Origin of the sequence: Capnocytophaga sp. oral taxon 412 str. F0487 (assembly GCF_000271925.1) — a bacterium.
GTDB lineage: Bacteria > Bacteroidota > Bacteroidia > Flavobacteriales > Flavobacteriaceae > Capnocytophaga > Capnocytophaga ochracea.
The window spans coordinates 1-15,609 of the sequence record NZ_AJZR01000053.1; the positions used below are offsets into that span (position 1 = coordinate 1).

Here is a 15,609-nt window from a genome sequence, read left to right on the forward strand (position 1 = left end):
GCAAATTTGGAAATTAGCAAATGGAAAAGAGGTTAAGAAATTCGGAGAGGCTCAAAAGGGGAGAACCAAAGACAAAGAGAGCTATATTAACTTTGCCAAAATTTCAAACTTTGGCAAAGTATAGTGATAACAAACATCTCTATAACTCGCTTTAAATGGGGAATGTAATGATGGGGAAAAAGGGGAATGTAGGGACGAAAATACTTGTTGGGTGGGGAGGACTCGTAGGACGGGGGGTCGGATAGAGGGAGTTTGTGAGAAGATGTTATGCGGTTAGCATTTTGGTGCATTGGGCGATGCGTTCCTCTAAGGAGCCTTTTAGAATATGGTATTGTATGCCGTGAGCGTTCAGATGTTGCTCAAAAAAAGCAAATACGCTCTCGCGCTCGTGAGGTTTATCGCGGAGGTCGTCGGGTTGCCAAGGAACATCAACATAAGTGAGAAAAAGGGTGTGGTAATGATGTGTGAGGGCTGCGCGCTCTATTTGTGGGTTGCATTTGCCATAGTAGAGGTAAGAATAGACCATTAGTTCGAGCAGACAGGTGTCGCAGAACAAATATTCATTGGCTTGCTGGATACGTTTGTTTTCGAGCAAAACTTGTCCGTGAGCAATGGGAAGGAGGTCGTCCCACGTGCAGGTGAGATGCTGAGTATCCCACTTGTGTTGTAGGTAAGTGCGCATATACTCCTCAGCCCATACGGTTTGGAACTGCTGGGCAAGAGTACGACTAAGAGTGGTTTTGCCGGTGCACTCAGGACCTACAAAGGCGATACGCTTTATCGGGCTGTCTCGTTGCGCAAGTGTTGTTTCCATTCTCTATAGCCCATAATGGCAATAATGGTGAATAAAAAGTACTGAAAGGAGGTGAAGAGCATTCCTTTTTTGAGGTAGAGGGGCACTGAAATGAGGTCGCCGAGAATCCAAAAGAGCCAGTTTTCTACTTTGCGTTTTGCCATTAGCCACATTCCTATCAAGAAAATGGAGGTGGTAAAGACATCGACATATTCGGTAGGGAGGAAGTTGTGGAATCCTAAGGAGATTCCCTGCATAGAAAAGTTGTTTTTGATGTAAGGTTTCAGGTAGTATACCGCAGTGACAAAAACCAAGCTAAAAACACCTAAAAGAGTGCAGATTTGCCAATCGCGACGGGTGGTAGCGGAGATAGTAATCACATTGTCTTGGGCGTTCTTTGCCCATAGTATCCACCCGTAGATACTCATCGCTGTATAATAGGCATTGATAAGCATATCGCCCCACAGCACGTAGTGCCATAGCAGGTATACAAATAACACCGTGCTGATGATACCCGTAGGGTATACCCATATATTTCCTTTTTTAGCCAGCCAAACACTGAGGAACCCAAAGAACACACCTATGATTTCTAAAACCACTAAATGGGTAGGGACTCCTTGATACTGACTAAAAAACCAATTGAAAAACGCTTCCATATCAGATATTCAGTTACGCTTGCTCGCTGGCTTTACTTAGAAGAAAGGTTTATACTCGTGGCGGTCGGACTTTACGATTTTCACGTACATCAGTCCGCGTTCTACTAAGTCGAGGGCTTCTTCTATCTCGGTGGTGAGAACATTCATCACTTGGGTATATTCGCCATAGACTTGGGTACTGAGAGGGTTTTCTTGTACGATGAGCCCAGAGGCGCGCAGTTTCTTGATAAAGTGAATGATAGGACGCTCGTAATCGTCTTGCAACGGGCTAAAAGTAAGTTCAACAGATACTTTCATAATGGTGAATGATTAATTATTAAAGGTTAATTTATATTCGGGACAAAAGTACAAATAAAATGGGAAATTACAATTATTTTACTACCTTTGCGCAAAAATATGTATCTCTTTCAGCCAAAAGAGTAACCCCCTTTTTACCTATATTGAGTGAAGATAAAATGAACTAAAAACACCCTTCGAAAAGGGAATTAGCGAATTTAAGAGGGAGTATGCTTGATGTTTTTGGCTTAATGGAGGATAAATTATTTAATGAATGAAAAAACGGCTTTTCCTACTCGATGCTTATGCCCTTATTTTTAGGGGTTATTACGCTTTTATCAAGAACCCGCGTATCAACTCCAAAGGGTTGAACACGTCGGCTATTTTGGGCTTTATGAACTCTCTTTTAGAAGTAATTAAAAAAGAAAAGCCCGACCACCTTGCTGTCGCTTTCGACAAGGGAGGAAGTGTGGAGCGCACCGAACTCTTTGCCGACTATAAAGCCAATCGCGAGGAAACGCCCGAAGCCATTCGGTTAGCAATTCCGTATATTCACGAAATCTTGAAAGCCTTGCATATTCCTATCATCGAAAAAGAAGGTTATGAGGCTGACGATATCATCGGGACACTCTCTAAGCAAGCAGAAAAACAGAACTACCAAGTGTATATGGTAACGCCCGATAAGGACTATGCACAACTTGTGAGCGATAATATCTTTATATACCGACCTTCGCGCGGAGGTAACGATGTGGAGATTTGGGGCGTAAAAGAAGTACAAGAGAAATTTGAGGTACAAAATCCTTTGCAGGTAATAGACTTCCTCGGAATGATGGGAGATGCGGTAGACAATATACCTGGACTCCCGGGAGTAGGCGAGAAGACCGCTAAAAAGCTACTTGCCGACTTTGGCTCTATGGAAAACCTTCTCGCCCATACTGACCAGCTGAAAGGCAAACTGCGCGAGAATATAGAGAGCAACAAGGAAAAAGGAATCCTCTCTAAACAGTTGGCTACCATTATGCTGGACGTGCCTGTAACGTTTGATGAAGAAGACTTTGCGATGTCCGAACCCGATTTTGAAGCGGTAGGGAGGATATTTGAAGAGTTAGAATTTCGTCAGTTATTACAGAACTTTCTCAGAACGTATCAGCCCCAGATGACAACAACACCCCTGCCACTTACAGGGAATAAGCCCACAGAGGGACAGTTAAGTCTCTTTACACAAGGCGACCTATTTGCCCAACCGCAGGTAATGAGCGAGAAGAAGAACAGTACTAATACACCTCACTTCTACCAATTAGCCGATACCCCAATGGCGCAACAACTGCTCTTGCAGAATTTATTGCAACAAACCGAAGTGTGTTTTGATACCGAAACGACCAGTGTGAACGCCCTGGAAGCCGAATTGGTAGGGATTTCCTTCTGCTGGTCGGCTCACAAAGGTTATTACGTACCTTTCCCTACTGATAAAGCAGAAGCAACAAAACTGCTTGAAACTTTCCGTCCGTTCTTTGAAAATGAGCGTATTGGTAAGGTAGGTCAGAATTTGAAATACGACCTTAAAGTATTGCAAAACTACAACATTGAGGTGCGAGGTGCACTCTTCGATACGATGATAGCCCACTATCTGCTGAATCCAGATATGCGCCACAATATGGATATCCTCAGTGAAACCTATTTGAACTATACCCCTATTGCTATTGAGAGTTTGATAGGTAAAGGTAAGGCGCAACGCTCTATGCGTACCGTTCCACTCGACCAAGTGAAGGAATACGCCGTGGAAGATGCTGATGTTACGTGGCAACTCAAAAACGTATTTAAGGAGGAAATGCCCAAAGTGAACGCCGAGAAAATCTATACTGATTTGGAAGCGCCTTTGATAAAAGTGTTAGCCGCTATGGAACGCGAAGGAGTGAACCTCGATGTACCTTTCTTAAAAGAATACGCTAAGACCTTAGATGCCGATATTGCACAACTCGAAGCCACTATATCCGAGCAGGCAGGGGAGAGCTTCAATTTGGCTTCGCCGAAACAGCTGGGTGATATTCTTTTTGAAAAACTGAAAATTGACAGCAAACCTAAGAAGACGAAAACAGGTCAGTATGCCACTTCCGAAGAAGTATTAGCCCCCTTTGCTTCTAAGCATAAGATAGTAGCCGATATACTTGAATGGCGACAAGTGCAGAAGCTGAAATCTACTTATGTAGATGCCTTGCCTTTGGAGGTGAACAAACTTACCGGTCGTGTACACACTACCTATATGCAAACGGTAGCTGCGACGGGTAGATTGAGCAGTAATAATCCTAACTTGCAGAATATTCCTATCCGCACTCCTCGCGGTCAGCAGGTGCGCAAGGCGTTCATCGCACGCAATCCTGATTATGTGCTTCTCTCTGCCGACTATTCGCAAATAGAGCTTCGCATCATCGCTGCCCTGAGCGAAGAACACAATATGATTGAATCATTCCTCCGCAATGAGGATATTCACCGTTCCACAGCTGCCAAAGTGTTCCACGTGCCTTTGGAAGAGGTAACTCGCGAACAGCGCAGTCACGCCAAGACAGTGAACTTTGGGATTATCTATGGTGTATCGGCATTTGGGCTCTCGGCTCAAACCAATTTGAGTCGTTCAGAGAGCAAGGAATTGATAGACACTTATTACGCTACGTATCCCAACCTGCGAAACTATATCAGTAAGCAAATACAATTTGCTCAAGAACACGGTTATGTAGAGACCGTATTGGGAAGGCGTCGCTATCTACCCGATATTCACTCTCGTAACCAAGTAGTGCGCGGAGCAGCTGAACGCAACGCCGTGAATGCCCCGATACAGGGCTCGGCTGCGGATATCATCAAAATTGCGATGATACGCATACAGCACGAGTTGATTCGCCAACAACTTCAAACCCGTATGCTCTTGCAGGTGCACGATGAGTTAGTGTTCGATGTACCTAAAACAGAGCTCAATATCGTTAAGCCTCTCATTAAAGAAGCGATGGAGAGCGCTTTTAACCTTGCAGTTCCCCTTGTAGCAGACTTAGGGGTAGGGGATAACTGGCTCGATGCACACTAGAATCAGGTAAGAGGTAAGAGGTAAAAGGTAAAGCCAGCGAGGGCTCACAGCTGGGTATGTGAATAAAAGGTAAAAGGTGAGGTGACGCAAACTTTGGTAAAGGTTGTGGCTCAAAAGAGTCATCTCCTTGTTAATTGTCAATGTAAATTATGTACAAGATATTTCCTAAAAAACGCTATCAAAAAACTTTGAGTATTCTCAAACAATATACCCCTCAGGGTAGCACTATCCTCGATGTGGGGGTGGAGAATCCTTTTTCGGCAGTAATGCAACAAGAAGGCTATACTGTGCTTAACACTACGGGGCAGGATTTGGATTTTGAATCACACACCTTACAAGCCTTTAAGGCTGATTTTACAGTGGCTTTGGAAATTTTAGAGCACTTGGTAAATCCTTTGGCAGTTTTGCAGAATCTCCCTACTAAAAGAGTACTCATTACTGTGCCCTTGCGCCTTTGGTTTGCCAAAGCCTACCGCAATACGTCTGACCCTCGCGACTGTCATTATCACGAGTTTGAAGATTGGCAATTGGATATGCTGGTAGAGAAAGCGGGCTTTCGTATTATTTATAGAGAGAAATGGACACACCCTGTGAAGAAGTTAGGTTTACGTCCGCTATTGCGATATTTTACGAATAGATACTATGCCGTGGTTGCAGAGAGAAAATAATAGTTTAATCTGCCTTCGGGAGAGAAATTTAACAAATTGCAACAAATCAAACAAGTTATAGCACGACAGATAGGAGCGAGCTAGATGGTTAGGTGATGAAAAGACGAACAAAAGACGAAGGAAAGACGAACGATGAACGAAGGAAAGCTGAATGTGAAGCGGAGATAAGATGGGAGTGTAGTGCTACAAAAGAGTTTTTAGAGATTGTTTTATAGGGTAATTTACCAAAAAAAAGAGGTAAGAATGCTATGGCAATTCTTACCTCTTTTTATTATAGTTCAATACAATTAAAATATCGCAGAGAACAATTTAGGATTGATGTTTAGGCTACACCAGAACCAGTCTTGGTAACCGCGTTGGTTAGCAGTACCTTTGAGGGCTTTAGTGCCATCGTTAGCAAAATAAGTAGAGTAACCTACTTGCAACCCTATAAAAGGTTGTACCTTTAAGTTGTACACCAAGTCGATTTCACTGCCATAGCTACTGTGTTTTTTGCCACCAACCTCAAATTTAGCAGCAGGTGCAAAATAGTGGAAAGTAGCGCTGAGGTTGCTCTTTTCGCCAGTGCGTACATTGGCAGTGAGATAAGGATTGAGCAAACCTACAGAAGGAGTGAAACCTACATAGTAATAATCCATAAAGCCGTAGAACTTGTGGTTGGTACCGCTGAATGGATTGAATTTCTTATCTTTACCCGAAGTGTCATCAGAGGCGTTGCCACTGAGGTAATCTACTCCAGCGGTTAAGCCAAAGATAGGAGAGAACTTGTAGCCTGCGTTCACTGCAAACATATAAGCGCTTTTATCGGCTCCTGCAGCGTTTTTACCAGTTTGCATATAAGCAGAAGCGCCATAGCTCAACTGGTTACTTTTGCCAGTGTAGTGCGCACCGAAAGTTTGCATATTTTGGTCAGCACTATCATCAGTACGGTAACCTAAGTTAGCAAACAAGAGCGACAATTGGTGCGCTTCACTGATGCTATAGTGTGCGTGAAGCGCTTGCAAGTGTTGATAATCCTGACCCAATCCTGGAGTAAAATTCTGTCCGCTGGGAGTATTTACATTTAGAGTAGGGGTCGTGGTACTTCCCGATTGGTTGTAGGCAAAGAAACCGCGAAGTGTCCACTTTTCAGAAGGTGTCCAATTGAGGTTCACTGCATCGTGGCTACGTCCAGCAGGGTGCCAATCGAGAGAGCCGAAAATACGGTCGTCGTCCAGTGCAATCACTTGTCTACCTACTTTTGCGCTAAGGGTATTCACAAGAGGGAATTCGGCGTAAGCCTCGAAAACCGACATACCGCCTGTTCTATCGACGGCTTGTACTTGTTGCGCTTGCCCCCAAACGTTCACGTTTTGGAGAGAAACGTACAAATGTAGGCGGTCGCTATGCTTATAGTCGAAGTTTAAGCGTACGCGGTTGTTGGTGAGGATAGCAGGCGATTCACCTTCTACTAAAGGGCGATATGCCCCATTGCGGTACTCGAAACGCGGACGAATTTGTGCTGATAGCGTGAACTCGTTATCGGCAGGTGGCGGAGGAGGAGGTGTCATCATCTCCTCCATAGGAGGTTGAGGAGGAGGAACACCTTCATTAGGGGCAGGAGGATTTTCTACCTGCGCAGTTGCTAAAGAGGGGTACAAAACGAAAGCGGTACCCAAAGCAAAAAATGATAATAAATGTTTTTTCATTGGTATAGTGTTTTTAAAATGTTTTACGTTTAAAATAGGTTAAAATACTGAAAATAAGACATAAGACCAAAGCTTCTTATTTAGAATTACAAAAAAAATAAGAATATATCTTTATTTTCTTTTGCAAATGTAAGGAAACTATTTTACATTTGCAACGAAAAGCAACGAAAAAAAATTTTTTTATATAATGGCGACAACAGATAACAACACCCCATCTACTAAAAAAGGACGATGGTTTCGTTTCTTAATTCCCTCGTTAGTAGGGATACTGATAGGGCTTTGTGGATACAAATTTTATATATCCAAAGCATACACCTATCTGTCCGACGACCCCAAGGCGTGTGTGAACTGCCATATTATGGAGCCTGAGTATGCTACGTGGATGCACTCTTCGCACGGTCGCAATACTGTGTGTAACGATTGCCACGTGCCTCACGACAACGTTTTTCGCAAATATTATTTTAAAGCGAACGACGGACTTCGCCACGCTACAATGTTCACCTTCCGTATGGAACCACAAGTGATTAAGATGCACACTCCAGGGCAAACAGTGGTACAAGAAAATTGTATTCGTTGCCATAGTACTTTGGTAAGTGAAGTGCAAGCGGGCAAGGTGACTGCTAAAATGGCACACGCTGATAACGGTAAATTGTGCTGGGACTGCCACCGCGAAGTACCTCACAGCCGTGTGAGAGGGCTTAATGCTGCTCCTCATTCACCTGTGCCTATTGTAGACAATATGCCGAGCAATACTCCCGATTGGCTTGACAAAATGGTGAAAAACAGAGAAAAATCAAATAATTAAAAAAAAACGAAATATAATTTATACAGCGATGAAAAAGAAACATTGGTTAATTGCAGGTTTATTAGCAGTGGTTACCTTTTTATTAGGTCTATTGGCTAATTCGATAATGAACAGATCTACAGAAGCTCAATTGATAGCTAGAGGTGGTAATAACCTTAAAGAAGGTGAATGCCGCAATGAGCTTTATGAACCGTTCTATCCTCGTGAATATGCTTCGTGGGCAGCTACTGCCGACACTACTTTCCGCTCTAAGTATATGAGTAGTAACGATGATGATCTGCTTGAGCTACGTCCAGAAATGGTAATCCTTTGGGCTGGTTATTCTTTCTCTAAGGGATACAACGCTCCACGCGGACATATGCACGCTATTGAAGACGTTACTAAAATTCTTCGTACAGGCGCTCCTACCGATTCTACTCACTCTCCTCAACCAGGTACTTGCTGGACTTGTAAAAGCCCAGATGTGCCTCGCTTAATCAAAGAAGTAGGTGCCGAAACTTATTATAGCGCTCCTTGGGATCAATGGGGTAGCCAAATCGTAAATCCTATCGGTTGTGCTACTTGCCACGATACTAAAACTATGAAATTGCAAGTAAGTCAATTGGCTTTACAAGAAGCCTTCAAACGTCAAGGGCGCGATATCAATAAAGCTACTCATCAAGAGATGCGTTCTCTCGTCTGTGCGCAATGCCACGTAGAGTACTACTTCAAAGGTGATAAAAAATATCTTACTTTTCCTTGGGATAAAGGTATGACTATTGAAAAGATGGAAGAGTACTACGATGCAGAAGGTTGGACTGACTATGTACACCCACTTAGCCGTACTCCTATCCTCAAAGCACAACACCCCGACTATGAACTTTCTCAACTCGGTATTCACGGACAACGCGGCGTTTCTTGTGCCGATTGCCATATGCCTTACAAAACTGATGGTGCTGTGAAATTTACTGATCACCAAATCAGTAGCCCTTTGCGTAACGTATCAGCAAGTTGCCAAACTTGTCACCGCCAAAGTGAAGAAGAATTGGTGAAAAACGTATACGATCGCCAAGATGCTGTATATGGTATGCGTATGAAACTCGAAAAACAATTAGCAAAAGTACACTTTAAAGCTAAATTCTTGTGGGATAACGGTGCTACTGAAGAACAAATGAAACCTACTTTGGCACTTATCCGCAAATCACAATGGCGTTGGGATATGGTACACTCTTCACACGGTGCCGCTTTCCACGCTCCTATCGAATCTGAACGCCTCCTTAGCGATGGTCTTATCTATGCTTATCAAGCTGAAAATAATTTAGATGTGCTTAAAGAAAAACTAAACATCAAAACCGCTTTCGTGATGCCTGATATCAGCACTAAAGCTAAAGCCCAAAAAGAAATTGGTTTGGATATCCCTAAAGAAGAAGCTGCTAAGAAAAGATTCTTAGAAACTATCGTTCCTAAATGGATTAAAGAAGCTAAAGAAAAAGGACGCTTAGTAACCCAAAAGTAATTTAACGAATTACGAATGACAAATGACGAGTAGGGGCGAATGTAATTCGCCCCTATTTCTTACCTCTTATCTCTTACCTAACTATGAAACAATATCCCTTCGCTATTCTCGTAGCGTGCTTATCCCTTATCATAGGGCTGATACTACAACTTACCTTAGGAAGTATCAGCAAAAGCTGGTTTAGCTTTCCTTACAATGTAATAGGAGGCTTTGCCTTTGTGGTACTCACTACAGCTGTATATTTTATTTTTAGAAAAACGAATTTTATCGTGCGCTTTTCATCAGCGCCTTTTGCAATTATTACAGTTGTAACCCTTGGAGTTCTCACCATTGGTCTGGGCAGCATCAATGTAAATCCTCAAGAAGTAGCAAATAGCTTTCTAGGAAAATTAGGATTAGACGACCTTACCAAAACTTGGTACTTCGGCATCGTTTTCGTGTTAGCACTGATGAACCTCTGGTTTTCTATCCTCAAACGCTCAATGGTCTACCAACGCAAAAATATACCTTTCCTCCTCAATCACTTTGGTTTATGGCTTACAATGTTCGCTGGCGTATTAGGTCAGGGAGATATTATACGTCTGAAAATGAACCTTTATAAGGATAAACTCGAATGGCGTGCTACTACCGAAGATGAACGAATGGTAGAACTCCCCATTGCAATGGAACTCAAAGAGTTCAGTATTGATATTTATCCTAACAAACTATTTGTGATTGATAGTACAGGTTCAGCACTACCTCACGAAAAACCTCAAGGCTTTATGCTGGAGAAAGAAGGTGACTATGCAACCCTGCTGAACTGGAAAATCACCCTTCACCAATATCTTGAAAAAGCTATTCCCGATACCGATAGTACCTACATCAATCACACGATGTGGGGTGCGACCAATGCAGCTAAGGTAACCGTAGAAGACCTCCGTACTCACAAAAAGAAAACCGATTGGATTTCTGCCGGAAACTTCCAATTCTCTCCCCGTGCCATTCATTTAGACAATGAGCATACCTTGGTAATGGCTCCTGCCGAAGCACGTAAATTCCAATCTGAGGTATTAGTATATCAAAAAGGAAAACAAGAAGTTTTAGAAGAAAAAATAGAGGTCAATCACCCTATCAGTGTAGGCGGTTGGCGTATTTACCAATTGAGTTATGACGAGCGTATGGGACGTTGGTCAGAACTTAGTGTGGTAGAACTCATTTCCGACCCTTGGTTACCTGTCGTTTATGTAGGAATTTTCTTACTACTTGCTGGCGGTATTGCTCTACTCTTTGAAGTAAAAACTAAAACAGCTAACAAGTAACAGCTAACACTGTTGTTAATTATTAATTGTCAATTGTTAATTAAAAATGTGGCATTATTTTAATCTTATAACATATATTACAGTAGCTTTGTGGCTACTTTCGGGTACGCTTATCTACAGCAAGAGCAAAGCGCTTAGAGGAGTGAGTATTGCAACTCACTTGGTAGCTACCTTAACCATAGGAGGTTTTATTGTTGCCTTATGGCAAAACTTAGACCGTCCACCATTGCGCACACTTGCCGAAACGCGTATTTGGTATGCATTCTTTATGGGGCTCATAGGCTGTGCTATTTATTGGCTCTATCGTCAAAAGTGGATGCTCAGCTATTCGGCTGTAATGGGTATTGTATTTATAGTCCTTACCTACACTCACCCCGATACAATGAACAAAGCCCTAATGCCTGCCTTGCAGAGCGTGTGGTTCGTGCCTCACGTAATCGTGTATATCTTTGCGTATGCGATGTTGGGTATGGCTTCACTCACCGCTTTCTATGGCATTTATCGCTATAAAAAAGGACAAGAAGTACAATCAATCTTTACCGTTATCGATCAACTTGTAAAAATAGGTTATGTATTTCTTACCTTTGGATTGCTTTTTGGAGCCCTTTGGGCAAAAGAAGCGTGGGGACACTATTGGACGTGGGACCCTAAAGAAACTTGGGCGTTTATCACTTGGCTCGGCTATTTGGTATATCTCCACCACAAGTACAATCACAAAGAAAAGAAACCCTTTCAGAGTTTTATCATTGTAGGGCTCGCATTCATACTGTTGCTCATCTGTTGGTTTGGCGTTAACTACTTGCCAACGGCACAAATGAGTGTACATACCTATTCAGGATAAATAATAAAAAAAGCTGTTAAGCCCCCGCTTAACAGCTTTTTTACTTGTTGTGCTACGATTTTTACCGAAAGTTATAACTGCCCGTGTAGCTTACACCTCCCCATTTACTAATTTTCTAATTTGCTAATTCCCTAATTATCCCTTCTCTTTTTCGTCACCACATTCCCCCTCTCCTTGGAAGAGGGACGGGGTGAGGATTCTCTTTCTTTCGCCTCGAACCCCCGTTTTTAACATTTTTAGTGCTGTTGTATCACAGTATTAATCAACAACTTATATACCCTTCCTATACCAATCGTCCAAGATTCGTATAAGCTTCCTATAAGCTCTCTATAAGCTAACCCCACCCAATTTACAGCTCATCTTTTACCTTTTACCTAAATTCCTTCTTCTGAATTTCTCCGTTTCCTTCCGATATACTCAGAGTCTCTTTGAGAAGTTATTTATCAATACTCAAAAAATAAAAATACGTCCTTTTTGTTGTTTTTTTTCGGCAGAGTTGCTACTTTTGCGGTTCAGTAAAGAAAGAGAAATGAACAAAAATATTGTCTCGGTAATTGTATTGTATGCTCCCGAAAAAGAGGTTCTTTACAATATTGAAACCATTAGCAAACTATCACATAAGGTAATAGTAGTGGTGAATCAGTGTGAAGAGGAGATCCTTTTTCAAATAAAAAAGAGTACACCCAATGCCATTATTATTAAAAATGAATGCAATATAGGTCTTTCCAAAGCCTTGAACATAGGAATTAAATATGTGCTCCGGTACTATTCTAATGAGATAGCATATCTTGCTTTTTTTGATCAAGATTCTCTCCCGATAGATGATAACTTCTTTGATAGAATGCTGAACGTTTTTCAGAAAGAAGAAAAAGTAGGTAGTGTAGGAGCTACGGTAGTCGACAAAAAAGGAGTCTCCGCAAAAAACTCTTCAAATGTTCATCGAGTAGAAACTATCATTACATCAGGGAGTATTATCCCAGTAAAGGTACTTCAAAATGTAGGTCTAATGGATGAGACTCTCTTTATAGATTATATTGACTATGAATGGTGTTTAAGAGCAATTCACAAAGGCTATCAAATCTACTTGTCTGACAGCAAAATGCGACACAATATGGGCGATGTATTTGTGAAATTTTTATGGATGAAGAAACCTTATCATAGGAACAAAATAAGACAATACTACATTGTACGCAACGGACTGATTATGTTAGGCAGGAATTATATAAGTTGGAAGTGGAAGTGTAAACATCTTTTCAAACTGCTATACAGAATTCCTATGTACTTTTTCTTATCAGATGACAAAAAAACAACTGTTAAAAATATTAAAGACGCTTTTAACGACTATTTCACAAACAAGAAGCTTTATGCAAAGTATCAATACTAAAATATTATTTATCATAGCTCCCTTAATGTATGCATTTTCCATTTTTGTAGATGTATTTACATATCATTTAAAATATAACCTACACGATGCTAAGAACTATCGCTATTTGTTTTCTCTTATTAATGTTTTTCAGTATTCAGCTCGAGGCTTCATTCTTGTATTTGTGCCTATAATGGCATATTACACCGAGAGTATTAAGGATGAAACACTCATTTGGGAGATGATAGGTCTCGCTCATTTACTTGTTATTTTATTTATTTTCCCACTCTATCATAGGGAGTATAGTCTTTTTTTGTCAAAGTTTATTATTACGCGCCTCAATCAGCTTTTGGGGAAAAAAGAGTACAAAAAGGATTTTGTAGTGAATTTAAATCCTATCACTACTGTTGAAAAGCAATGGCACAAATCTGATTTTCTGTTTTTTGCTTTCTCTTTATCGGCTTTCTTGGTCTACGGTTTTAGTATGACCTTTTTGTATTACATTGCTTATTATTATCCTCAACGTGCTTTGACTCTTAGCTCTTACAGTCAAATTCTGAATATGTTTGGAGCAATGTGTATTTTGTTGTTTCTTGATCCGAGAATAATGGTTTCTATAGATAATGGAAAAGGTTTAAAGGAATTGAATATTCTTACCACAAGCCGAATTGTGGCACATTTTATTTTAATTGTAATATTAATGGTTATTGTATGGAATTGATTTTTACACTTGTAGTTTTGGTCTATGCAAGCTATTTCATAGGGTGTCTTCTCCCTAAAAACAAGTATAAGTTCCTTTGTGCAGTTTTTTTTGTAGGATTTGGGTTCCTTTTGAGGAATATGATAGCTTTCCATCTAACGAAAGATTATGATGCCTACATTCATTACTTTAGTGATAGTTTTGTATTTGTATCGTGGGTAGATTACATTAGCAAAGAGCCTTATTTGTATATCTTGTATCGGTTTTTTGGACTATTTTTTTCAAGCAATGAAACTATCTTTGCGGCTATCTATTATTTAAACTTTTTTCTGATAACAACTTTCTTTGTGTGGCTAATGTTTGTAGACGATGTTAGAACTTGGAAGAAGAACATATTCTTCACCTTGTTTTACTTTTTGTTTGCACACGTGTTGCTCCGCAATGGAGCACAATATGTTATTTTTGCGTATTTTATCTACCTAATTTATCGCAATCGGAACACTTACCTCATTTTTTTAGCTCCTTTTATTCATCTTACCTCTTCTGCCCCTATCATACTGGTATTTCATAGGTGGAAATATTACAGATGGTTACTTTTAGCTTTTGTATTGTTGCTCATTCCGATGCTTTTCTTAGGAAAGTTTGCTAATATTCCATTACTCCATACTATTACCTACAGAATTGTCACTTACAGTCAAGAATATCATTTTAGCCTCGCCCACTATGTATTTTTTGCTACCATTATTGGTGGTTGCGCAGTAGCTTATTACTTTTTGAGGAAGCGTTTCTGGAACCCAATTATTATCACTACGCTAATCATCTATTTGCTAAGTTTTCTCATTAGCCCCATTGCAGGGTTTCGTTATTCTCCTTATCTTTTAATGTCTCTGCTGTTCATTAAAGTAGAAGAGGGAGAGTATGTAAGGTTAAACACCTTACTAGATTATGGTTCAGTTGTTTTGCTGGGCTACTTTTTCTATTCGCTTATCGATACACATTCCAACGATTTGCTACTACAAAATTTCAGTATATGAACAAAATAAAAGTATTATTAGCAACCTTTAATGGTGAAAAATACATAGAAGAACAAATAAACTCTATAGCTTCTCAAAAAGGAGTAGAGGTAGATATTACAGTGAATGACGACGGTAGTACAGATAATACCATTGAGCTGATAAAAAGCATATTTCCTAATATTAATATTCGTATCAACATTCCCCCCACGGGGTCAGCTGCTAATAACTTCTTGAAAATGCTCTCAGAAATAAACTTTGAAGAAAACTTTCAGTACGTAGCCTTTGCTGACCAAGACGATATTTGGTTATCTGAGAAATTACAAGTAGCGATCACTTGCTTAGGTGAACAAAAATCTGACTTATACTGCTCCAATCTTACTAAATGGGATATGGCAACCCAAAGTTTTAGCCTTTTAAAAAAAGATTATCCCCAAAAGAAGTTTGATTACCTTTTTGAAGGAGGAAGTGCAGGATGTACTTACGTATTGACAAAGAAATTCGCAATACAATTAGAACGTTTTGTAAGAAATGTAAGATCAGAAGGCTGGGAAGACTTTTCGCACGATTGGCTTATTTATTTTTTTGCTCGAAGCCGAAACTTTAGGGTTTATATAGACGCTCATTCATATATACACTATCGTCTTCACGGACACAATATTCACGGACATCTGAACCAACTTTCTTGGGCTACTATTAAGAACAAAGTCTCTAAAGTACTGCAGGGCTATCATAAAAAACACGTAGAAAACTACATTCAGTATCTCGATAAAAATGTAGAGGCATACACTATCTATGAGCGTTTTTTGAGAAACTACTTTCAACGTATGGGGGTACTGATACAATACAATACCCAACTGATGCGTAGCAAAAAGAAATTTTTCCTTTTTTTCTTGCTAAATATGTGTCGATTTAGGAGATGATTTTGTATCTTTGCCCA

At 40.5% G+C, this 15,609-nt stretch carries 14 protein-coding genes; 10 read left to right on the forward strand and 4 right to left on the reverse strand.

The genetic code is table 11. The features are described 5' to 3' along the window. Positions 1–265: 265 nt before the first annotated feature. Genes HMPREF1321_RS08640 through HMPREF1321_RS08650 form a run of 3 tightly spaced genes read right to left on the reverse strand, consistent with a single transcriptional unit; the run spans position 266 to position 1,746 of the window. Positions 266–814 carry an AAA family ATPase gene (locus HMPREF1321_RS08640; RefSeq protein ID WP_009419091.1) on the reverse strand — a complete coding sequence of 183 codons (549 nt, stop codon included), beginning with the start codon at positions 812–814 and terminating at the stop codon, positions 266–268. After that, complete coding sequence (gene pnuC / locus HMPREF1321_RS08645) at positions 778–1,449, reverse strand: nicotinamide riboside transporter PnuC (protein ID WP_009422273.1); 672 nt, start codon at positions 1,447–1,449, stop codon at positions 778–780. Before pnuC ends, HMPREF1321_RS08640 begins: the two co-directional genes overlap by 37 nt. A 36-nt stretch (positions 1,450–1,485) precedes the next feature. Then, positions 1,486–1,746, reverse strand: coding sequence for a thiamine-binding protein (locus HMPREF1321_RS08650; RefSeq protein WP_002674885.1), 261 nt, complete (start codon positions 1,744–1,746; stop codon positions 1,486–1,488). 253 nt (positions 1,747–1,999) lie between these two features. Here HMPREF1321_RS08650 and polA point away from each other — a divergent pair, with 253 nt between their 5' ends. Then, positions 2,000–4,798, forward strand: a complete 2,799-nt coding sequence (gene polA / locus HMPREF1321_RS08655) for a DNA polymerase I (protein WP_009422253.1) — start codon at positions 2,000–2,002, stop codon at positions 4,796–4,798. Between the two features lie 149 nt (positions 4,799–4,947). Beyond that, on the forward strand, positions 4,948–5,466 hold the full coding sequence (locus HMPREF1321_RS08660; RefSeq protein WP_009422277.1) for a class I SAM-dependent methyltransferase: 519 nt from the start codon (positions 4,948–4,950) through the stop codon (positions 5,464–5,466). Between the two features lie 287 nt (positions 5,467–5,753). Here HMPREF1321_RS08660 and HMPREF1321_RS08665 read toward each other — a convergent pair whose 3' ends face one another. After that, on the reverse strand, positions 5,754–7,154 hold the full coding sequence (locus HMPREF1321_RS08665) for an alginate export family protein (RefSeq protein WP_009422245.1): 1,401 nt from the start codon (positions 7,152–7,154) through the stop codon (positions 5,754–5,756). A gap of 187 nt (positions 7,155–7,341) precedes the next feature. On the opposite strand from HMPREF1321_RS08665, the gene nrfH reads away from it, so the two are divergent. The 8 genes from nrfH (at position 7,342) to HMPREF1321_RS08705 (ending at position 15,592) form a co-directional block, all read left to right on the forward strand. Further along, complete coding sequence (gene nrfH / locus HMPREF1321_RS08670) at positions 7,342–7,959, forward strand: cytochrome c nitrite reductase small subunit (RefSeq protein ID WP_034575961.1); 618 nt, start codon at positions 7,342–7,344, stop codon at positions 7,957–7,959. Positions 7,960–7,987: 28 nt separating this feature from the next. Continuing rightward, positions 7,988–9,454, forward strand: coding sequence for an ammonia-forming cytochrome c nitrite reductase (nrfA, locus tag HMPREF1321_RS08675; RefSeq protein ID WP_009422258.1), 1,467 nt, complete (start codon positions 7,988–7,990; stop codon positions 9,452–9,454). 83 nt (positions 9,455–9,537) lie between these two features. Next, on the forward strand, positions 9,538–10,752 hold the full coding sequence (locus HMPREF1321_RS08680; RefSeq protein WP_009422252.1) for a cytochrome c biogenesis protein ResB: 1,215 nt from the start codon (positions 9,538–9,540) through the stop codon (positions 10,750–10,752). Positions 10,753–10,798: 46 nt separating this feature from the next. After that, positions 10,799–11,593: a cytochrome c biogenesis protein CcsA gene (gene ccsA / locus HMPREF1321_RS08685; protein WP_009422278.1), complete on the forward strand. Its 795-nt coding sequence runs from the start codon at positions 10,799–10,801 to the stop codon at positions 11,591–11,593. A gap of 529 nt (positions 11,594–12,122) precedes the next feature. After that, positions 12,123–12,977, forward strand: a complete 855-nt coding sequence (locus HMPREF1321_RS08690) for a glycosyltransferase (protein ID WP_009422255.1) — start codon at positions 12,123–12,125, stop codon at positions 12,975–12,977. After that, complete coding sequence (locus HMPREF1321_RS08695) at positions 12,958–13,677, forward strand: hypothetical protein (RefSeq protein WP_009419267.1); 720 nt, start codon at positions 12,958–12,960, stop codon at positions 13,675–13,677. The genes HMPREF1321_RS08690 and HMPREF1321_RS08695 overlap by 20 nt, the downstream gene beginning before the upstream one ends. Beyond that, positions 13,668–14,690, forward strand: coding sequence for a hypothetical protein (locus HMPREF1321_RS08700; RefSeq protein ID WP_009422262.1), 1,023 nt, complete (start codon positions 13,668–13,670; stop codon positions 14,688–14,690). The genes HMPREF1321_RS08695 and HMPREF1321_RS08700 overlap by 10 nt, the downstream gene beginning before the upstream one ends. Then, complete coding sequence (locus HMPREF1321_RS08705) at positions 14,687–15,592, forward strand: glycosyltransferase (protein WP_009422247.1); 906 nt, start codon at positions 14,687–14,689, stop codon at positions 15,590–15,592. The genes HMPREF1321_RS08700 and HMPREF1321_RS08705 overlap by 4 nt, the downstream gene beginning before the upstream one ends. The last annotated feature ends 17 nt before the right edge of the window (positions 15,593–15,609 follow it).